19 protein-coding genes are annotated in these 20,020 nt (G+C 70.9%); 5 read left to right on the top strand and 14 right to left on the bottom strand.

Annotation, left to right across the window (positions count from 1 at the left end; genetic code table 11):
- Positions 1 to 47: 47 nt before the first annotated feature.
- The 5 genes from AB0F91_RS09750 to AB0F91_RS09730 form a co-directional block, all read right to left on the bottom strand.
- Positions 48 to 359 (bottom strand): hypothetical protein, encoded by a 312-nt coding sequence (locus tag AB0F91_RS09750; RefSeq protein ID WP_360596386.1) that lies wholly within the window; start codon positions 357 to 359, stop codon positions 48 to 50.
- 346 nt (positions 360 to 705) lie between these two features.
- Positions 706 to 1,341, bottom strand: a complete 636-nt coding sequence (locus AB0F91_RS09745; protein WP_360596384.1) for a dimethylsulfonioproprionate lyase family protein — start codon at positions 1,339 to 1,341, stop codon at positions 706 to 708.
- 330 nt (positions 1,342 to 1,671) lie between these two features.
- Entirely contained in the window at positions 1,672 to 2,121 is a 450-nt protein-coding gene (locus AB0F91_RS09740) for a hypothetical protein (RefSeq protein WP_360596382.1), read from the bottom strand.
- 993 nt (positions 2,122 to 3,114) lie between these two features.
- The gene (locus AB0F91_RS09735) at positions 3,115 to 4,131 is read right to left on the bottom strand and encodes a YihY/virulence factor BrkB family protein (protein ID WP_360596380.1); all 1,017 of its coding nucleotides are present in this window, start codon (positions 4,129 to 4,131) and stop codon (positions 3,115 to 3,117) included.
- Between the two features lie 600 nt (positions 4,132 to 4,731).
- Positions 4,732 to 5,238, bottom strand: coding sequence for a DUF3040 domain-containing protein (locus AB0F91_RS09730; protein WP_360596378.1), 507 nt, complete (start codon positions 5,236 to 5,238; stop codon positions 4,732 to 4,734).
- 361 nt (positions 5,239 to 5,599) lie between these two features.
- On the opposite strand from AB0F91_RS09730, the gene AB0F91_RS09725 reads away from it, so the two are divergent.
- The 5 genes from AB0F91_RS09725 (at position 5,600) to AB0F91_RS09705 (ending at position 10,630) form a co-directional block, all read left to right on the top strand.
- On the top strand, positions 5,600 to 6,352 hold the full coding sequence (locus tag AB0F91_RS09725) for an SDR family oxidoreductase (RefSeq protein ID WP_360596376.1): 753 nt from the start codon (positions 5,600 to 5,602) through the stop codon (positions 6,350 to 6,352).
- Positions 6,349 to 7,119 carry an SDR family oxidoreductase gene (locus AB0F91_RS09720; protein ID WP_360596374.1) on the top strand — a complete coding sequence of 257 codons (771 nt, stop codon included), beginning with the start codon at positions 6,349 to 6,351 and terminating at the stop codon, positions 7,117 to 7,119. Before AB0F91_RS09725 ends, AB0F91_RS09720 begins: the two co-directional genes overlap by 4 nt.
- Positions 7,120 to 7,315: 196 nt before the next feature.
- On the top strand, positions 7,316 to 8,971 hold the full coding sequence (locus tag AB0F91_RS09715; RefSeq protein ID WP_360596372.1) for an AMP-binding protein: 1,656 nt from the start codon (positions 7,316 to 7,318) through the stop codon (positions 8,969 to 8,971).
- Positions 8,972 to 8,983: 12 nt separating this feature from the next.
- Positions 8,984 to 9,958: a phosphotriesterase-related protein gene (locus AB0F91_RS09710; RefSeq protein WP_360596370.1), complete on the top strand. Its 975-nt coding sequence runs from the start codon at positions 8,984 to 8,986 to the stop codon at positions 9,956 to 9,958.
- 54 nt (positions 9,959 to 10,012) lie between these two features.
- Entirely contained in the window at positions 10,013 to 10,630 is a 618-nt protein-coding gene (locus AB0F91_RS09705) for a TetR/AcrR family transcriptional regulator (protein WP_360596368.1), read from the top strand.
- 98 nt (positions 10,631 to 10,728) lie between these two features.
- Here AB0F91_RS09705 and AB0F91_RS09700 read toward each other — a convergent pair whose 3' ends face one another.
- From AB0F91_RS09700 to AB0F91_RS09660, 9 genes are all read right to left on the bottom strand, one after another.
- Entirely contained in the window at positions 10,729 to 11,289 is a 561-nt protein-coding gene (locus AB0F91_RS09700; RefSeq protein WP_360596366.1) for a GrpB family protein, read from the bottom strand.
- A gap of 202 nt (positions 11,290 to 11,491) precedes the next feature.
- Positions 11,492 to 11,692: a hypothetical protein gene (locus AB0F91_RS09695; RefSeq protein ID WP_360596364.1), complete on the bottom strand. Its 201-nt coding sequence runs from the start codon at positions 11,690 to 11,692 to the stop codon at positions 11,492 to 11,494.
- Complete coding sequence (locus tag AB0F91_RS09690) at positions 11,689 to 13,521, bottom strand: amidase (RefSeq protein WP_360596362.1); 1,833 nt, start codon at positions 13,519 to 13,521, stop codon at positions 11,689 to 11,691. Before AB0F91_RS09690 ends, AB0F91_RS09695 begins: the two co-directional genes overlap by 4 nt.
- Before the next feature lie 368 nt (positions 13,522 to 13,889).
- The gene (locus tag AB0F91_RS09685) at positions 13,890 to 14,744 is read right to left on the bottom strand and encodes an alpha/beta hydrolase (protein WP_360596360.1); all 855 of its coding nucleotides are present in this window, start codon (positions 14,742 to 14,744) and stop codon (positions 13,890 to 13,892) included.
- A gap of 153 nt (positions 14,745 to 14,897) precedes the next feature.
- Positions 14,898 to 16,016 carry an acyl-CoA dehydrogenase family protein gene (locus AB0F91_RS09680; RefSeq protein WP_360596358.1) on the bottom strand — a complete coding sequence of 373 codons (1,119 nt, stop codon included), beginning with the start codon at positions 16,014 to 16,016 and terminating at the stop codon, positions 14,898 to 14,900.
- The gene (locus AB0F91_RS09675; protein ID WP_360596356.1) at positions 16,013 to 17,191 is read right to left on the bottom strand and encodes an acyl-CoA dehydrogenase family protein; all 1,179 of its coding nucleotides are present in this window, start codon (positions 17,189 to 17,191) and stop codon (positions 16,013 to 16,015) included. Before AB0F91_RS09675 ends, AB0F91_RS09680 begins: the two co-directional genes overlap by 4 nt.
- On the bottom strand, positions 17,188 to 18,411 hold the full coding sequence (locus AB0F91_RS09670) for an acyl-CoA dehydrogenase family protein (protein WP_360596354.1): 1,224 nt from the start codon (positions 18,409 to 18,411) through the stop codon (positions 17,188 to 17,190). The genes AB0F91_RS09675 and AB0F91_RS09670 overlap by 4 nt, the downstream gene beginning before the upstream one ends.
- Positions 18,412 to 18,413: 2 nt before the next feature.
- Positions 18,414 to 19,439 carry a phosphotransferase family protein gene (locus tag AB0F91_RS09665; RefSeq protein WP_360596352.1) on the bottom strand — a complete coding sequence of 342 codons (1,026 nt, stop codon included), beginning with the start codon at positions 19,437 to 19,439 and terminating at the stop codon, positions 18,414 to 18,416.
- A 128-nt stretch (positions 19,440 to 19,567) separates the two neighbouring features.
- Positions 19,568 to 20,020, bottom strand: coding sequence for a MaoC family dehydratase (locus tag AB0F91_RS09660; RefSeq protein ID WP_360596350.1), 453 nt, complete (start codon positions 20,018 to 20,020; stop codon positions 19,568 to 19,570).

Here is a 20,020-nt window from a genome sequence, read left to right as displayed (position 1 = left end):
AGCCTCGGCGCACGGGGCGCAGGACCAACCGGTCGGCGATGCGGACTCTAGGGCTTGACGAGGAAGATGCCGGTCACCGATCGACGTTGCCCGTTCGGTGCGAAGACCGCCACTCCGTTTCCGGTGTCGACCTCCAGGCGATAGCCGTCGATCGTGCGCAGCACTTCGGAACCGTCGGGTCGCTGGTGCAGAACACCGCTGGGCAGGTCTGTGGGATCGAGGTCAAGCAGCACGAACGTCAACCCGGATTCGCAGGGCGCATTCCAGTACACGATGCCGTCGGCACCTATGTGGTAGGGGATGACCGTGTCGAGCTGAACGGTGCCCGGCTCGTCGAGGTCGGAGGTGAGCAGCAGCATGCGCACCGTGCCGTCAGCTGTGGGAGCGTCCATGACTTCTGTCCCTCCGTCGGGTTCGTGCGAGCTGGCTGTCCGCCGGCGCCCTCGATGCCGGCCTGGGCCGCCGGTGATGGGGAGACGGAGCGAATCGTTCAACCCGTTGCACCGCGGAGGTCACCAGTCGCGCCAATGCTGCTGGGCAGGAGCCGGGCGGGGGCCCCGCTGGGTGAGGAGTCGATCAGGCAGAGGACACCGGGTTGGGGTCAGAACGCCCCCGGCGATCGAGGGAGTAGCTGGCGGCCACCCGCTCTTGAGCTCGCGCTTGCGGGGTCGTCGTACGCACTCGGTTGGGTGTTGACGCGGGGTTTCAGCGGGGTGGGTGGATGAGGCGGGCGGGTGTGTGGAGGTCGCCGCGCCAGAGGTAGAGGGCGAGGAGGGGGATGGCGTCGGTGTGGATGGCGTGCGGTTGGGTGGGGGTGTGGTGCACGATCGTGCCGGGTTCGCGTGGGAGGTAGGGCGATTCGTCGGTGGACCACCGGGCCTTGGTGAGCGGCACGTAGACCTCGTCGGCTGGATGCCAGTGGGCCGGGTAGTGGAGGTGGGGGCCGAGCAGCAGGACGCCGAGCGTGACCAGGCCGGCTGGGTCGATGGCCACGGGCAGTGCGGCGGCGGGGCCGAGCAGGGTGCAGTGCGCGTAGCCGGGCAGGAAGCGTTCGTGAGGTGGATTGCTGACGTAGGTGTGGGTCTGCGTCCATCGCGCGGACGTCAGCGCCTGCGCCAGTGCGGTCACGTCGTCCGCGCGCGCGATGCGGAGCGCTTTCGGCAGGTGGCGGAGAGCCGGCAGGGCGGCGCTCGGCGCCGCAGGCGCGACCGGCGCGGTCGGCTGCGTGCTGCGCAGGTCGGCCGCGTGCTCGGACAGACCCTCGCTCGCCAGCCTCCGCGCCAGGTCGGTGACGAGCGCGGTCACCGCGGCAGTGGCCGGTGAGGAGTTTCCTGCGGTCACCGAGGTCGTCTCCCTGCGGTCGCTACGACGATCCGGACTGATCGCCGCCGGTTGCCTGTTCTGCTCGCCCATACTCCCGGACGGAGGCGTGGGGGCGGACGCCGGTCGGCGGACGGGTTCGCCGCCCTGCTCGTGCCGGGACAGGGCGCGCCGCGGCCAGGCCTTCGGCGTCTTTCAAGACCCTGCCGGCCGCGGTTGTCCGCAGCGCCGGGCTGATCACCTGGTTGCTCCGCCTGCACCAGGCTGGCCGGTCCTCCCGCCCGATCCGACTTCCGGCGACCAGTCGGCCGCGAGAAAGCACACCGATTGCGTCGCCCGAAGGGGCCTAGGTCACCCGCGCTCCCGGCCCGAGGTGGTGATCGCGGACGAGGCCACTCTCATCCTGTACCTGCGCTGGGGTGGGTTCGATGTGCCGACGAGGAGACCTGATGGCGGGTCTTCGCCCACGCTGGGGCCGCCTGGGCGATACGGCGCGTCGACGAGCTTGCCCACCACGCCCTCGATGCCCTCGGCGCTGACCTCCGGCGGCATCCACGCCACCTCGGTAGTCCGGTCGGTCGTGCTCGGCGCCAACTGCAGCGGTGGTACCGCCACCGCGAAGAGCTGCTCAAGCCGGTCCCGTCGGCGCTGATACGGCAGCGACCGCAAGTCGTCTGCGGCGTCGGCTCGCAGGTCGAACGCCACGAAGTATGGCGGCTGGCGCGCGGTGCTGTTCGCCGCGACCAGTGCGCTCCAGTCGCGTCGGCAGAATGACCTGGCCGGCCGGTTCCCCGAGATCATGAAAGCCGCGCCGGAGCTGGGCGAGGTGGTCCTGGACGGCGGGATCGTGGCTTTGCGGGAGGTCGCCTGGACTTCGCGGTGTTGCCCTCGGCACCGCGGGCTCGCGCCGCGGCGGCGGTCGCCATCTCGCCCACGGAAGCCGGCACCATGAGCCAGCCCGACCCCGCAAGCAGCGACGTCTTGCGCCGCACGCGAGCAGACAGTCACAGTCCGCATCGCTCACGCGGCGGGCGAGGTCGAAACGGCGACGCCGAAGCAACCAGCTCACTGGTCCACGACCAGAGTGAGGTCACCTTCCTCCACTCGGCCGGGCTGTCCGTCCTCCTCCAGATCGACCGCCAGTACCGCGCTACCGGGACGTCGTTCACCACTGTGGACGAGGCGCAGAACATCCCGCCCGCTGAGCATCGACCCCGGTCATGCCCGCGGCGAGCGTGACCACCTCAACGACGAAAGCTCGCAACGTGGTTGGGCACGTCCGACCGTCTCATCATGACCTCGGCCGTAACGTCATCGAACGCCGCCTCGACCTGCTCACGCATTGGTGTCCCTCAGTCACGCCCGGGGTCAGCTCCCGGAGGAGCACGGGAAGACTGTGTGCGCGGAGACCGTCCTCGATGTCGAGCCCGTGCGGTACCGCAAACCGCGCGTCTTTTCGAACGACCGTTCCCAGAGCCGCCTGAGGCACCGCTGACCGGGGCGAGCGCGCCCTCCGGCAAACTGCCCGCTTTCTCAGCCTGGGCACGGCGGTGAGGGCCGCCAACTGTGCGCGTCACGGTTGGTCCGCCGCCCGACGTGGGTGGGTGGCCGGCACATTGGCGAGCGTGCCAAGCCCGCAAGCGCGGTCGCCGTCGACAAATTCATGCCGGTCTGGGCAGAACCAGTCATGCCCGCTCCCTTACCCGCCTACCGCCCGGCGAAACCACGGGGGTTCGAGAACACTCATCGGGCACGGGTACGACCCCGAGAGGAGGGAAGTGGGCGGCACCGCGCTCATTCCCGTGCGGCCTCTTCGGCCACGGCGGCTGCTTCGTCCTCGTCCATCGCCTTCGTGTCGCGTGGCGGCAGGAACGGCTCGTCTTCGCCGGGGTCGCCGGTCGCCTCGAGCCGGCGGCCGCGCGCCAGTTCCGCGTCCAGCTCGGCGCCGAGCAGCACGGCGATGTTGGAGATCCACAGCCACACCAGGAAAACGATGACCCCGGCGAGCGAGCCGTAAGTCTTGTTGTACGAACCGAAGTTCGCCACGTAGAGCGCGAAGGCCGCCGAGGCCAGCACCCACAGCGCGACGGCGACCAGCCCTCCCGGCGTGAACCAGCGGAAGCTCGGCTGCCGCACGTTGGGTCCGGCCCAGTAGAGCAGCGCGAACACGAGGCTCACGAGCACCGCGATCACCGGCCACTTCGCGATCTCCCACACCAGGACCCCGGTCCGGCCGACCCCGAGAAGATCACCCAGCCGTTGGGCGACGGTTCCCGTCGCCACCACACCGAGCGCGCAGACCACCAGGACCACCACGATGCCGACCGTCAGCGCCACGCGCAGCGGCAGGATCTTCCACAGTGGACGGCCCTCCGGCATGCCGTAGATCGCATTGCCCGCACGCATGAACGCACCGAGGTAGCCCGATGCCGACCACAACGCACCGAGCAGTCCGACCACCGCGAGCGGCCCGGCGAACCCGCGGGCGCCCGACAGCTCCCGGATCGCCCCCACGAGGATCTGCCGGCCCTGGCCCGGCACAATCTGGTTGACGTTGTCGATTACGGTCTGCGTCGCGCCCGGTCCGAGCAGTCCCAGCACCGCGATCAGCACCACCAGGCCCGGGAAGATGGACAGCACACCGTAGTACGTGAGCGCAGCGGCCCAGTCGGTGACGTTGTCCTTCCCGAACTGCCGCACCGTGCGCCTGAGCACGCCCCACCACGAGCTGCGCGACAGCTTCGTCGGTCCTTCCGGCTCCCTGCGCCGTCCACCCACCGGAACCACCTCCGTCTCGGCCGCCGCGGACATACCCGCCCACCGGCCGGGCAAACCACATGCACCGCCGGTGCGAGGGCGCCCGTGTTTCCCGTCCACAGCGATACTGTTCGAGAAGAGCCGCCCATGGCCACCCGAGAGAGCGGTTTCGGCGACGTCACCGACGACCTGGTGTGTCGGGTTCGGTCACCTCGTGCTCAACAAGCCTCGCAGCCGCCTTTTTCACCGGCTCCTCCATGCGGCGCCGTCGCGAATCGGGGGCGGAAAAACCCTCGGCGTCGTCGGTTTGTCGTTCTCGGCGCGGGCGGCGCGCGCGGCGGCCACCTCGCCTCCGCGCAGGGCGCCGGCGTCTTCGGGTGGCAGTCCCCGCGCCCGCAGGTGGTCGACCGGGGACCGAGTTCCTGCGCAGCTCCCTCCGCGAACGGTTCGCCCTGGGCATCACCTGGCGCGAGCCGGCGTGCCGGGCCCGCGACAACAACCGCGGGGCCGCACTGGGAGACGCGCTGTACTCCCCGCTGAGCCGGCTTCCGCCAGGCAGCCGCTCGAGCAACGACTACTGGCCACTCTCAGGAGAGACCGGCCCCACCCGTTCGCCGCGGAAGCGCGCGAGGGTTTCGTCAACCAGGCGGCAGGTCACCGATTCTTCACACGGCCTTCGAGCCGGCGTTGGCGTTCGAGGTGCATGCAGACGGCGATGTTGCCCACGACGAATCCCGCGAACGCCACCGGTAGCACCACGAGCACGCCAAACAGGATCAACGCCAGCGCGATGACGGCCAAGGCGACGCTCACCGCCAACCAGCCGCGACGCAGGGGCCACGCGACCTCACCGAAGGTCTGCTGCACCCACGCGGCATCCGTGGCTTTGAACTGACGTTCGGTCGCGCGCAGACGTCGAGCCGCGTTCCGTGCCGAGACGGTCCTCCGCCCTCCCGGAACCGTTGAGTCCATCGCCGCCACCTCGATCCGGAAAAACGATGCTGCCGGCAGCACTCGGCGCGTGGCATACCCGCACCGGGCAACGTCAACCATCGATTTTTTCAATCGACGGATTCGCGCGAGATGACCGAGCGGCGACGGCGGCGCTTTGATAGATCTTCCAGGCTGCGCGAGAGAAGGGGGAAGGGTGTAGGCCAGCACGTCCCGTTGGCTGGTCGCCAGTAGTACCTGGTTACCAGCCTGGAGCGCGCACTGTGAACGCAGCACAAGAGGAATCTTGATGCGAACTCTGAGGCCCACGGTGGCGGCGCCGTTCGGGTCTCGACGGAAGAGCACGGCGGCGCCGTGCCAGATCGTGGGTCATGGGTGCCCGGGTCCCCGCACGGCCGGTGTGGTGATCCGGGCAGGACGGTCAAGGAGCCGGGCGCGGTCTGGCGCGGGGCGATGGGCGCCGCGACGGAGGCGGATGTCGGCCAGGTTTGGTGTGTGGGGATGGATCCCCAGTAACCTCCACTTAGCAAGCGCTTAGCCGCCATCGGCTGCAGAACAGGAGACCAGTGCTGTGAACTCGTTCAAGGACCGCGTGGCGATCGTGACCGGCGCCAGCCGCGGGATCGGCCTCGCCATCGCGAAGGGCCTGGTCGAGCGGGGCGCGAAGGTGTGCATCACCGCGCGGAAGCCCGAGCCGCTGGCCGAGGCCGTCGCCGAGCTCGGGGGCGAGGACTTCGCGATCGCCGTGCCCGGCAAGGCCGACGACACCGGGCACCAGGACGAGGCGGTCGCCAAGACGATCGAGCGGTTCGGCAGGCTCGACATGCTGGTGAACAACACCGGCATCAACCCGGTCTACGGGTCCACGCTCGACATCGACCCGGCCGCCGCGGCGAAGATCTTCGCCGTGAACGTGCTGGCGCCGATCGCCTGGACCAAGCGCGCCCGCGACGCATGGATGGGCGAGCACGGCGGCTCGGTCGTCAACGTCGCCTCGATCGCGGGCCTGCGCGCGTCGCCCGGCATCGGCGTGTACGGCGTGAGCAAGGCCGCGCTGATCCGTCTCACGCAGGAGCTCGGCGCCGAACTCGGCCCGAAGATCCGTGTGAACGCGGTGGCCCCGGCCGTGGTCAAGACGAAGTTCGCGACCGCCCTGTACGAGGGCAAGGAAGAGGAAGTTTCGGCGGCCTACCCGATGAAGCGCCTCGGTGTGCCCGAGGACATCGCGGGCGCGGTGGCGTTCCTGCTCTCCGAGGACGCGGGCTGGATGACCGGCCAGACCGTGGTCCTCGACGGCGGCGTGACCCTGGGCGGTGGCCTGTGAGCGCCGGGGTCGTCATCACGGGTGGCGGCGGCGGGATCGGCCGGGCGCTGGCCCGTCGCTTCGCGGCCGACGGCGCGCGCGTGGTCGTGGCCGACCTCAACGGCGAAGCCGCCGCGGAAGTGGCCGCGGAGGTCGGTGGCGCCTCGTTCACCGGCGACGTCGCGAGCGAAAACGGCGTGGCGAAGCTCCTCGCGGCCGCTCGCGAGACGCTGGGCGAGATCGACGTCTTCTGCGCCAATGCGGGCGTCGCGCCCTTCGGCGACGAGCAGGCAGGCGAAGATGACTGGGCGCGCACCTGGGACGTCAACGTGATGGCCCACGTCCGCGCGGCCAAGCAACTGCTGCCCGCGTGGCTCGAGCGCGGCAAGGGCCACTTCATCGCCACTGCGTCGGCCGCGGGCCTGCTCACGACGCTGGGTTCGGCGCCGTACTCGGTGACGAAGCACGGCGCGCTGGCCTTCGCCGAGTGGCTTTCGGCGACCTACCGCCACCGCGGCATCACGGTGCAGGCCATCTGCCCGCAAGGCGTGCGCACGGCGATGCTGGAGAGCAGCGGCCCGCGTGGCCAGCTGCTGATGGGCGCGTCGGCGATCGACCCGGACCAGGTGGCCGACTCGCTGTTCGCGGCCATCGACGAAGGCCGGTTCCTCGTGCTGCCGCACCCGGAGGTCGCGGAGTACTACGCGCTGCGTGCCACGCAGACCGACCGCTGGCTCGGCGGCATGAACAAGCTGCAGCGCAAGATCGAGGCCCTCCCGGAGGACTGACCGCCACGGATTGGACCACCCCGAGGTGGCGTTGGTGGCGTTCAGCGCACCGAACGCCCCAACGGGGTGGTTCCGGCCTTGACGTGCCCGCCCGTGCCTTATTGCGTGCCCGTCCGGGTTCGGAGGGTTGACGCACGGTCGGCGGGGTCTCTAGCGTCCCCATACCGACTGGTCGGTGTCCACGGGAGGCTGCGGGATGAGCTGGTACGACGCGAAGCCCTGGCTCGCGAGCTACGACGAGGAGCGCGCCGCCGCGAGCGAGTTCACGCCGACCACGCCGCTGGCAGCCTTCCGCCGCACCGTCGCGCGGGCCCCGGAGTCCACGGCGCTGGCGTACTTCGACGGCCGCATCACCTACTACGAGCTCGACGAGCTCTCCGACGCGTTCGCGCGTCACCTCACCGCCTCCGGGTTCGGCCGCGGCGACCGGCTCGCGCTGGTGCTGCAGAACATTCCCCAGTTCGTGATCGCCCTGCTCGGCGCGTGGAAAGCCGGTGGAATCGTGGTGCCGGTCAACCCGATGTACCGCGCGGGCGAGCTGAGCCACGTGCTGACCGACGCCGGGGTGAAGGCGATTGTCTGCTCACAGCAGGCGTGGCACGGCTACATCGGCGCCCTCGTGCCGGACAGCTCCGTGACGGTCGCCGTGACCACGAGCGAGCTCGACCTGCAGACCCGCGACGACGAGCGCGTGCTCGGCAAGGTGCGCCGCGAGGCGACGCCGGGCGCGGCCGACCTGCTGGAGGTCCTGCGCTCGACGCCCGGCGACCCGCCGCCCGACCCCGAGCTCGGCCTCGACGACGTCGCGCTGATCAGCTACACGTCGGGCACGAGCGGGAAACCCAAGGGCGCCACCAACACCCACGGCAATCTCGGCACCAACGCCGTGATCCTCGCCGGCGCCGGCCGCGTCGCGCCGGGCGCCACGGTGTTCGCGCTCGCGCCGCTGTTCCACATCACCGGGATGGTGTGCGAGGTCGCCTACGCCATCGAGATCGCCGGCACGCTGGCGCTCGCGTACCGCTTCGAGGCGGGCGTGGTGCTCGGCGCGCTGCTGGAGCACAAGCCGGCGTACATGGTGGGCCCGTCGACGGCGTACATGGCGCTGATGGCGCACCCGGACGTCACTTCTGAGCACTTCGCCTCGTTCGACGCGTTGTACTCGGGCGGCGCGGCGCTGCCCCCGGCGGTGGTCAACGCGTTCCGCGACCGGTTCGGCCAGTACATCCACAACGGCTACGGCCTCACCGAGACCACAGCCGGCTGCGTCGTGGTGCCCAGCGGAGTGGAGGCGCCGGTCGACCCGGCTTCGGGCACGCTGTCGATCGGGCTGCCGGTGCCCGGCGTGATCGTGCGGATCCTCGCTGACGACGGCACGGAGCTGCCGTTCGGCGAAGCGGGCGAGATCGCCGTCGAAGGGCCCATGGTCGTGCCCGGGTACTGGAACCGGCCCGACGCCACGGCCGAGGCACTGCCGGGCGGGCGGTTGCTGACCGGCGACGTCGGGTTCATGGACGATCACGGCTGGGTCTACGTCGTGGACCGCAAGAAGGACATGATCAACGCCTCCGGGTTCAAGGTGTGGCCGCGCGAGGTCGAGGACGTGCTGTACACGCACCCGGCCGTGCGCGAGGCCGCGGTGGTGGGCGTGCCGGACGAGTACCGCGGCGAGACCGTGAAGGCGTACGTGAGCGTGGCGCCGGGTGCGACGCCCGACCCGGACGAGCTGGTGGCCTACTGCCGCGAGCGGCTGGCCGCCTACAAGTACCCCCGATCGGTCGAGGTGCTCACCGAGCTGCCGAAGACCACGAGCGGGAAAATCCTGAGGCGTGAGCTGCGCGCCCGGGGATAGGAGGACGTGACGGTGGTCGAGACGGTCCGGGGTGCGGTGGCACCGGCGGCGCTGGGCAAGGTGCTGATGCACGAGCACATCTTCGTGCTGAGCCCCGAGTTCGTGGCCAACTACCCGGAGCACGACGGGTTCGACGAGTCCGTGCACGTGCCGGAGGCGATCGCGAAGCTGCAGGCGCTCAAGGACGCCGGGATCGACACGATCGTGGACCCGACCGTGATCGGGCTCGGTCGCTACGTGCCGCGCGTGCAGAAAGTCGCCGCCGAGGTGGGCCTGCAGATCGTCGTGGCGACGGGGCTGTACACCTACAACGACGTGCCGCACTACCTCTCGCTGCGCGGGCCGGGCACGATGCTCGGTGGTGACGACCCGTTGGTCGCGATGTTCGTCGGCGACATCACCGAGGGCATCGCCGGCACGGGTGTGAAGGCGGGGATCCTCAAGTGCGCCACGGACGAGCCCGGGATGACGCCCGGCGTCGAGCGGGTGCTGCGCGCGGTCGCGAAGGCGCACCGGGCCACCGGCGTGCCGATCATGACCCACACGCACGCGGGCACGCGCCGCGGGCTGGAGCAGCAGGACGTGTTCGAGTCCGAGGGCGTGGACTTGAGCCGCGTGCTCATCGGGCACAGCGGCGACTCGGCCGATCTCGACTACCTCACGGCCCTGGCCGACCGCGGTTCGCTGCTCGGCATGGACCGCTTCGGCGTGGACGTCTACCTGCCGTTCGAACAGCGCGTGGCGACGGTCGCGGCGATGTGCGAGCGCGGGTACGCCCGCAGCATGGTGCTCTCGCACGACGCGTCGTGCTACTTCGACTGGCTCGAGGCACCGGTGCGCGAGGCCGTGCTGCCCAACTGGCACTACCTGCACATCACCAACGACGTGCTCCCGGCGCTGCGCGAACGCGGCGTCAGCGAAGCCGACCTCACCACGATGCTCGTCGACAACCCGCGCCGTCTGCTCGACCACGGGGGCGCGTACTGACCGGCCGCGGCCGGTAGGCTGGCAGTTCTCTGAGTTCCCGGAGGGGGTGCGGCGATGACCCGGGCCGGCACGCGCAAGGCCGTCGTCTCCGACGAGTCGCCCGCGGTGCCTCGCCGCCTGCTTCAGCATGCGACGAAGCTCTTCGCGAAGAAGGGCTTCGACCGCACGTCGGTGCAGGAGATCGTCGAGGCCGCCGGCGTCACCAAGGGCGCGATGTACCACTACTTCGGCTCCAAGGACGATCTGCTCTACGAGATCTACGCCCGCGTGCTGCGCGAGCAGACCTCCCAGCTCGAACGCGTCGCCTCCAGCGCTGCGCCCCTGCGCGAACGCCTGGCCGCCGCCGCGTCCGACGTGGTCGTCAGCAGCATCGACAACCTCGACGACAACACCATCTTCCTGCAGTCCATGCACCAGCTCAGCGCCGACAAGCGCAGGGCCGTGCGCGCCGAACGCCGCAAGTACCACGAACGATTCCGCCGCCTGATCGAAGAGGGCCAGGCTTCGGGCGAGTTCCGCACCGACAAGCCCGCGGACCTGGTCGTGGACTTCTTCTTCGGCTCGGTCCATCACCTGGGCACGTGGTATCGCCGAGGTGGGTCCCTGTCGGCACGCGAGGTGGGGGACCAGTTCGCCGACTTGCTTCTTTCCATGCTGCGGCCGGAGGCCTGAGCTGTATTTTCTGCCTGGGCTGTGTTGTCTGCCTCGGCTCCGCTGAGGCGGGCGAGATCGCCTCAGCGCGATCTCGCCCTGTGGCTGGGTGGGGCACCTCATTCCGCGGGCAGCACCATCCCGTGGCGGGCCAGGACGCGGGTGACGAAGTCCGTTTTGCCCGCCGTGTAAGCCTCGCGGTCCGACTCGGCCTCCGCGAGCCGGTGTTTCAGCGAGGCGTACTCCGCGGCCAGGGCCGGGTCCGCGCGCAGGGTGTCGCGGAAGGTGAGCTGGGCCTGCCAACGCGGGTGGCCGGTCGGGATCACGTGCAGGTGGGCCGCTCGATGCTCACCGGTGGCGTCGGGCAGCACGAAGAAGCGCCGCCACGGCGAGGCGATGTCCACCGACGGCGGCACATAGGCCCAGCCCTCGGCCGCCAGAGCCGCACCGGCGGACTCCACCACCACATCGACATCCGACACCGAAGCCATCACGTCCACCACCGGTTTCGCCGCCAACCCGGGCACCGACGTGGATCCGACGTGCTGCACCCCCCCGACCAGCCACGGCTCCAGCACCACGGCCAACCGCGCGCACAACGCCGCCCCGCGCGCCGGCCACGCGGAGTCGGGAGCGGCGACGTGCGGTTTCTCGAAAGCCCAAACAGGCGGATCACCCATAAACCCGCACGCTACCGGCGGGCACCGACAAAACGCGCCGAGTCACGACCGTAGCCGGCCAAGCCGTGAGATCGCGTCGGTGTCGGGATCGGGCGGTGCGCTCGGCCCCGGCCGATCCCGACCGCTCGATCCCGACACCGGCTCCTAGGCGATCTCGCACGCCTCGGCCGAGCCGAGGCAAACTACACAGTGTCCGCCAGGATCACGGGCGGAGTGACCCAGCACTGCCCGGCACCGTTTCGTCCGCCGGGTCGAACGGGAGGTACGTCGTGCCCAGCCGGGGAGCCCAGCCGATCGTCAGCGGGGGCACGGCGGGGGTCTCCGCGTGCTGGGGGAGGAACCCGATGTCCACCGGGGTCGAGAAGTCCACGGTCAGGAACCGGGTGGGTTCGGCGACGCTCACGAGAGAGCCCTCCTGATCGCTTCCTCGCCCAGGATCGGGTCGTTGGTCGGATCCTCGGAGGCCGGGGCGAGGGCGCGCGGCGCCAGCTTCGGGGTGAGGGTCCCGAAGACCGGGTCCGGTGGGGCCGCGGTGTGGTACTCGGGGAAGTTCGCCTGGTAGTCGACCATGGATTGGACCAGGGCTGGCTCCGCGAAGCGCGGTCCCCAGAACTGGGCCGAGATCGGCAGGCCCGCGGTGTAGCCAACGGGAAAGCTCACCATGGGCCAGCCCAGCGCGTTGGGCACCTGGTAGTAAGCCCGGTACACCGGGAAGCCGGGGCCACCGCCCGCGCGTTCGCCGATCACGTCGCCCAGGGCCAGTACGAGCATGAAATCGACGCCGGCGTCTTCCAACGCGCGGGTGTAGTTGGCGATGAGCCGGCGCCGCCGCTGTTCGCCCTCGTAGCGGACGGAGGCGGGGATGCCGCCGTTGAAGCGGTCGGCGCTCGCGAAGCTCGCCGCCGCTTCACCGGGTGCGCGCCGGCCGTACTGGCCGGTGAGGGTCGCGACGGCGTCGGCCGTCGGGATGCCGCTCGCGCAGAAGTCCGCCACCGCCGCGACGAACCGGACCTCGTAGCGGTTCGCGTTCACCACCGCCGCCGAAGGCGACACGGGCGATCCGTCCACCGTCGCCAGCACGTCCGCCGACGCGAAGTACGGGTTCTGCGCGGGGTCGGTCATGTCCAGACCGGGAAACTCCTTAACCTGCGCGCCCAGGCTCTTCAGCTGTCCCACCAGCCGGTTGAACGCCTTCAGGTGCTCGGCGCCGTAGGTGTCCTGCGGGCTGACCCCGGTCTTGATGGTGCCGCCCACGTTCATCCAGTCCGCCTGCGGGATGCCGATCGTCAGGCCCCGCAACGGAGTCCGCCCGGGCCGCGGCGACGACGGGATCGCCGGGAACGGCAGGGGCGCCGAGAGCGTCTGCGGGTCGTTCACCGGGTCCGGGCCGAGGATCGTGCTCAGGATCAGCGCCGAGTCCCGTGCGCTGCGGGAGATCGGGCCGAGCACGTCGTACCCCGGCGAGAGCGGCATGAGCCCGGCGATCGACACCGTGCCCAGCGACGGCTTGATCCCGCTGGCGCCGTTCGCGGCCGACGGCATGATGATGCTGCCGCCCGTCTCCTCGCCGATGCAGGCCGCGGCCAGCCGCGCGACGGGCGCGACCCCCGAGCCCTGGCTCGATCCGCCCGGCACGTGCGACGGGCTCCAGGCGTTGCCCGCGAACGTGCCGGTGATCGAGCCGGAGAAGGCCGAGCAGATGGTGTTGCCCAGCAGCACCACACCGGCCGCCCGCAGCCGGGCGACGACCGTGGCGTCCTGAAGCGCCTTGTTGCCGGTGAACGCCGGGCTGCCGTCCTGTGCGTTCAGGCCTTTGATGCCCACGGAGTCCTTGATGCCCATGGGGATCCCGCATAGTGGCGACAGGTCGCCGCTGTGCCGGCGCCAGGTGGAGATCCGCTGGTCGGCGGCTCGCGCGGCGGCGAGCGCGCCGGCGGTGTCGACGCGCACGAACGCGTTGTACGCGCCATTGTCGCCGTACACCTCGAAAGGACCGTTGAGCTTCGAAATCCGGCCGAGGTAGGCCTGGGTGATCTCGACGCTCGACGTGCGGCCCGCGCGCAGCAGCGCGGCGAGCTCCGTGATCTCGTAGTCCACGAGCCGGCCGCGGTGGGGGATCTGGTTCACCGGCGGCAGCGCCGGGCCGCCGGCCGAGGCCGCGCTCGCCGGCGCCGCACCCAGCGTGAGGGAAAGGGTGCCGCCGGCGACCGCCGCACCGGCGCCGCCGAGCACGGATCTCCGCGTGAGTCTTCCTGGTTGTGCCACGTACTGCCTCGCTTCTGAACCGGTGGGGAAGGGCAGGCGAGACGCTAGGACCTCACGATTGCGCGAGCGTTTCGGATATAACGAGCACATTTCCAGTCCGGACACACCGGCTGATTTCGAGGAACCCTTGCCCGACAACGAGGTCCTCCCGCCCCCGCGCCGCCCCGCCCACCCACCTTGGTTCGCGACCGCAACCGAACCATGGCGCGAGATCGCGCCGGCTTCTGGATTGAGCGGTGCGATCGGCCCCGGCCGATCAGACCGCCCAATCCAGAGGCCGGCTCAAAGGCGATCTCGCCCGCCTCGGTGGAGCCGAGGCAGACAACACAGAAAACTCAATGTCGGTTGAGGTGGTCCAGCAGGCGCGGCAGGAGGAACTCCCCGGCCTCTTCCGGCAGCCAGTGACTGGCCCCTTCGACGACCTCGAACTCGTACTCGCCATCGACGTACGAGCGGGTCAGCTCGGCCGCTGCGCGGCCCAGGTACGGGTCCTCGCTGCCCCACAGGTACAGCGTCGGCACGGAGATGCGGCCGGCGGGGATGTCGAACTCGCTGGCCGCCGGACCGCGGTACCAGTTGAGTGTGGCCGTCAAAGCGCCCGGCTCGGTCAGTCGCGTGATGTTGCGTTCGACCAGCTCGGCGGGCACGCGGTCACCGTACGCGGCGCGCAGTTCGGCGGCGTCGTCGGCGAGCAGGGAGGCTTCGGCGCGGCCGTCGAGGTGGCGGAAGAACCGGACGTAGCCGAGATCGCGGAACTGGCGCGTGTCGTCGGTGGCGGCGCGGTGCAGTGCGGCCGGGTGCGGGGTGGTGAGGATGGTCAGGGACCGCAGCTGGTCGGGGTGCGCGCTGGCGAACGCCCAGCCGACCATGCCGCCCCAGTCGTGCGCGACGAGGTGGAAGCGGTCGGATCCCAGCGCCGCGGCGAAGGCGATCACATCGGTGATGAGGTGGCGCACGGAGTACTGGTCGACGTCCAGCGGCCGCGCGCCCGAGGCGTAGCCGCGCTGGTCGACCGCGACGGCGCGGTAGCCGGCCGCGCCCAGTGCCGCGAGTTCCGTGGTCCACGAATCGGCGAACTCCGCCCATCCGTGCAGCAACAGGACGAGGTCCCCGGACGCGGGGCCGGCGGCGAGCGCGCTGTGGCGGTGGGTGCCGACGGTGATCGTCAGCTGCTCGGTGCCCGGGACCATGATCACCAGGCTAGGAAGCGGAAGCTTCCGGCCACCACAGGAAAAAGTGCACTCTTGCCGCCTGTTCGTACGTGCCGGGCACCACCGTCCACAGTGTCCACCACGGGAGGGGCCCCGCCGGCCGAAACGGCGGGCGGGGCCCCGGAACCGACCTCAGGCCGGCAGGTCCACGAGATCCGCCAGCCGCGCGCGGTGCCGGCCCGGCGTACCGAACGCGAGCTCGTCGCTCTTGGCGCGCTTGAGGAACAGGTGCGCGGGGTGCTCCCACGTCATGCCGATCCCGCCGTGGAGCTGGATGGCCTCCTCCACCGCGTGCACCGCGATCGGCGCGACGCGTGCCTGCGCCACGGCCACCGCGATCGGCACGTCGTAGCCGCCGGCGAGCGCGTCGGCTGCGTACCGCGCCGTCGCACGCGCGTTCACCAGGTCCGTGTACAGGTTCGCCAGCCGGTGCTTGAGCGACTGGAAGCCGCCGACCGGGCGCCCGAACTGGTAGCGGCCCTTGAGGTAGGTGACGGTGGTCGTCAGCGCCCACTCCGTGAGCCCCGTCTGCTCCGAGGCGAGCAGCCCCGCCGCCGTGGTCAGCGCGGTGTCCAGTGCCGCCTCCGCGGCCGCGCCGCTCACGACGAGGCGCGCCGCGGCGTGGTCCAGCTCGACGTCGGCCACGCGCCGCGTCAGGTCGAGCGACACCAGCTCGGTCACCTGGGCCGCCGACGCCTCCACCGCGTACAGCCCCGGCCCGTCGGGCCCGGTCGCGGGCACCACGAGCAGCTCGGCCACGGACGCGTCGACGACCGTGCCGGCCCGCCCGCTCAGCGTCCCGTCGTCGTTCACGGACACCGTCCCCGGGAAAGCCGCCCCCGGTGCGGTCGACAGCGGCACGGCCAGCGCACCCGTCAGCTCGCCCGCGGCGAGCTGGGGGAGCAGCTCGGCCACAACCGAACCGCCCGCCGCCAGCAGCGCCGACGTCGCCAGCACCGCACTGCCGAGGAACGGCACCGGCGCCACGCTGCGGCCCAGCTCTTCGAGCACCACGGCCGTCTCGCGCGCCGAAGCGCCGTGCCCGCCGAGCTCCTCGGGCACCATCAGCCCAGCCGCGCCGAGGTCGGCGGCGAGCGTCGTCCACAGCTTCAGGTCGTACGGCTCGGCCGTCTCCACGCGGGCCAGCAGCGCGGCCGGCGACGCCCGGTCGGTGAGCAGGTCGCGCACCGACGCGCGCAGGTCCTCTTCGACGTCGGAGTACAGCAGATCCGGGGTGGGTAGCTCGCTCATCGCGGCAGGTCCTTCCAAGCGACGTCCTTGTCCACCCGCGGCTCGGACGGCAGCCCCAGCACGCGTTCGGAGATGATGTTGCGCAGGATCTCCGAGGTCCCACCCTCGATCGAGTTGCCCTTCGCGCGCAAGTAGCGGTAACCCGCCTCGCGCCCCAGGAAGTCGACCTTCTCCGGCCGCCGCAGCGTCCAGTCGTCGTAGCGCAGGCCTTCTTCGCCGAGCAGCTCGATCTCCAGCCCGGTGAGCTTCTGGTTCAGCTCGGAGAACGCCACCTTCATCGCGGAGCCCTCCGGCCCCGGCGCACCGGCTGTGAGCTGCTGGCGCAGCCGGGAAGCGGCCAGCCGCAAGGACTCGGCCTCCACCCAGTGCTGCACGAGCCGGTCACGCAGCTCCGGCGTGCGCAGCTCGGGCCGCTCGCGCCAGGTCTTCGAGACCATGCCGATGAGGCCGCCTTCGCGCGGCAGCGCGTTGCCGCCGATGGCCACGCGCTCGTTCATCAGCGTGGTCTGCGCGACCTTCCAGCCCTCGCCGACGGCGCCGAGGCGCTGCGTGTCCGGGATCCGCACACCGGTGAGGAACACCTCGTTGAACTCGGCCTCGCCGGTGATCTGGCGCAGCGGCCGTACCTCGACTCCGGGCGCGGTCATGTCGCACAGGAAGTACGTCATGCCCTGGTGCTTCGGCACGTCCGGGTCGGTGCGGGTGACGAGGATGCCCCACCGCGCGGTATGCGCACTCGAGGTCCACACCTTCTGCCCCGTCACGACCCAGTCGTCGCCGTCGCGCACCGCGCGCGTGGCCAGCGCGGCGAGGTCGGAGCCGGCGCCCGGCTCGCTGAACAGCTGGCACCACACCTCCTCGCCCGTCCACAGTGGACGCAGGTAGCGCGTGCGCTGCTCCTCGGTGCCGAAGGCGAGGATCGTCGGCGCGGCCATGCCGAGGCCGATGCCGATGCGGCGCGGGTCGTTGTCCGGCGCGCCGGCCGCGGCGAACGCGGCGTCGACCACCGGCTGCAGCGCGCGCGGAGCGCCCTGGCCGCCGAGGCCCTCGGGGAAGTGCACCCACGCCAGGCCCGCGTCGTAACGGGCGCGCAGGAACTCCAGCCGGTCGGTGGTCTTCGGGTCGTGCGCGGCCAGGAACTCGGCCACTTGCGCCCGGAGGTCGTCGGGGGTCATCGGCCGGCCTCCGCCCGGTACTTCTTCAGCTCACGCCGCGCCAGCGAGCGCTTGTGCACCTCGTCCGGGCCGTCGGCCAGGCGCAGCGTGCGCACGCCCGCCCACAGCTCGGCCAGCGGGAAGTCCTGGCTCACGCCACCGGCGCCGTGGGCCTGTACGGCCTTGTCGAGGATCCACTCCACCGTGATCGGCGTGGAGATCTTGATGGCCTGGATCTCGGTGTGCGCGCCCTGGTTGCCCACGGTGTCCATGAGCCACGCGGTCTTGAGCACCAGCAGCCGCTGCTGCTCGATGCGCACGCGCGACTCGGCGATCCAGTCCTGCACCACCCCGGACTCGGCGATGGGCTTGCCGAAGGTCTCGCGCGAGAGCGTGCGGCGGCACATCAGCTCCAGTGCCCGCTCGGCCATGCCGATCGCGCGCATGCAGTGGTGGATGCGGCCGGGGCCCAGGCGGGCCTGGGCGATCGCGAACCCGGCGCCCTCGTCGGCGATGAGGTTCTCCGCCGGCACACGCACGTCGTCGAACAGCACCTCGGCGTGGCCGCCGTGGTCGCCGTCGGTGTAGCCGAACACGTGCATGCCGCGCTTGATCGTGACGCCCGGAGTGTCACGCGGCACAAGGATCATGCTCTGCTGCTGGTGCGGCTGCGCGTCCGGATCCGTCTTGCCCATCACGATCATGATCTTGCAGTTCGGGTTCATCGCGCCGGAGATGAACCACTTGCGGCCGTTGACCACGTACTCGTCACCGTCGCGGCGGATGCTGGTGGCGATGTTGCGCGCGTCGGACGAGGCCACGTCGGGTTCGGTCATCGCGAACGCGGAGCGGATCTCGCCGTCGAGCAGCGGCTGAAGCCACTGCTTCTTCTGCTGCTCGCTGCCGAACATGTGCAGCACTTCCATGTTCCCGGTGTCCGGCGCGGCGCAGTTCACCGCGGTCGGTGCGAGCCGGGGGCTGCGGCCGGTGATCTCGGCCAGCGGCGCGTACTGCAGGTTGGTCAGGCCCGCCCCGTCCTCACCGGGCAGGAAGAAGTTCCACAGGCCGCGCTTGCGTGCCTCCGCCTTGAGCTCCTCCACGACCGGCACCGACGACCAGGGGTTCTCGCGCTCGGCGAGCTGCTCTTCGAAGACCGGTTCGGCGGGGTAGACGTGCGAATCCATGAAGTCGAGCAGCTGCCCGCGCAGCTCCTCGGTGCGCGCGTCGAACGCGAAATCCATGACTACTTCTCCTCTTTGAGCGTCTCGTAGCCGTGCGAGACGAGTGGGGCCACGGCGTCGCCGATGCCCTCGAACCCGGACCCGACGGTCTGGCCCTTGCGGTAGCGGAAGTAGATGCCTTCCAGGATCACTGCGAGCTTGAAGAACGCGAAGCTCACGTACCAGTTGAGCGCCGACACGTCACGGCCGGAGCGCTCGGCGTAGCGGGCGATCACCTCGTCGGTGCTCGGGTAGCCGGGTGCCGAGCTGGCGTTGGACACCATCTGCAGCGACACCTTGTCGCGCTCGGCGTAAGCCACCAGCAGCGCGAGGTCGGTGAGCGGGTCGCCGAGGGTGGACATCTCCCAGTCGAGCACCGCGGTGATGCGGTCGTCGCCGTCCACGAGCACGTTGTCGAGCCGGTAGTCACCGTGCACGATCGTCGCCGGGCCCGAGGTCGGCAGCTTCGCGGCGAGGCTGTCGTGCAGCTCGTCGGCGCCGGGCAGGTCGCGGCTGCGCGAGCCGTCGAGCTGCTTCTTCCAGCGGCGCAGCTGGCGTTCGAGGAAGCCGTCGGGCCGGCCGAAGTCGCCGAGCCCCACCGCTTCCGGGTCCACGGCGTGCAGGTCCACGAGCGTGTCGACGAGCCGGAACCCGATCTCACGCGTGCGCTCGGTGCCCAGCACCGCGAGCTCGGAGTCGGTGCGGTACGGCGTGCCGGCCACGAACTCCATCACGTAGAACTGCGCGCCGAGCACGTCGGCGTCCTGGCACAGCACGACGGTGCCCGGCACCGGGACCGCCGTGCCGGCCAGGCCGGAGATCACCTTGAACTCGCGCGCCATGTCGTGCGCCGTCGGCAGCACGTGCCCGAGCGGCGGCCGCCGGACGACCCAGCGGTGCGTGCCGTCGCCCACGATGTAGGTGAGGTTCGAGCGGCCGCCCTGCACCACCTCGGCGGTCAGCTCGCCGGTGACCAGGCCGGGCCGCTGCTCGTCGAGGTAGGCGCGCAGGCGGGCCAGGTCGAGTCCTGGCGGGTCGGACGGGGTCATCGGGCCTCCTCAGGGGTCACCGGGCCACGCTACCGACTAGTCGGTATGTCGTACAGCCGCCGGCCCGGGTGTCCCCGGGCCGGGTGCCTCTCGCGTGGTCAGGCGGGTGGTCGGGCAGTGCTGCCGGGTCAGGCGATCAGGCGGGCGACGAACTCGGCGACGCAGGCCGGCTTGGCCTCGCCGTCGATCTCGACGGTCCACCGCACCACAGCCTGCTTGCCACCGGGCGCGTCTGTCACCTCGAGCAGGTCCGCGCTGCCGCGCACCTTCGCCCCGACCTTCACCGGCTGCGGGAACCGCACCTTGTTGAGCCCGTAGTTGATACCCATCTTCAGGCCGTCGACGCGGTAGACCTGGGAGCCGAAGTGCGGCAGCAGCGAAAGCGTGAGGAACCCGTGGGCGATCGTGGTGCCGAACGGTCCCGCCGCGGCCTGCTCGGTGTCGAGGTGGATCCACTGGTGGTCGTCGGTGGCGTCGGCGAACTGCTGCACCCGCTCCTGCGTGACGGTGAGCCACTCGCTCTCGCCGAGGTGCTCGCCCGCCGCGGCGGCGAACTCGTCGACGTTCGTGAACACGCGCAT

Source organism: Amycolatopsis sp. NPDC023774 (assembly GCF_040639695.1).
Taxonomy (GTDB): Bacteria; Actinomycetota; Actinomycetes; order Mycobacteriales; family Pseudonocardiaceae; genus Amycolatopsis.
Note: the sequence above shows the minus strand (reverse complement) of the source record. Positions and strands in the feature narration are given on the sequence as shown.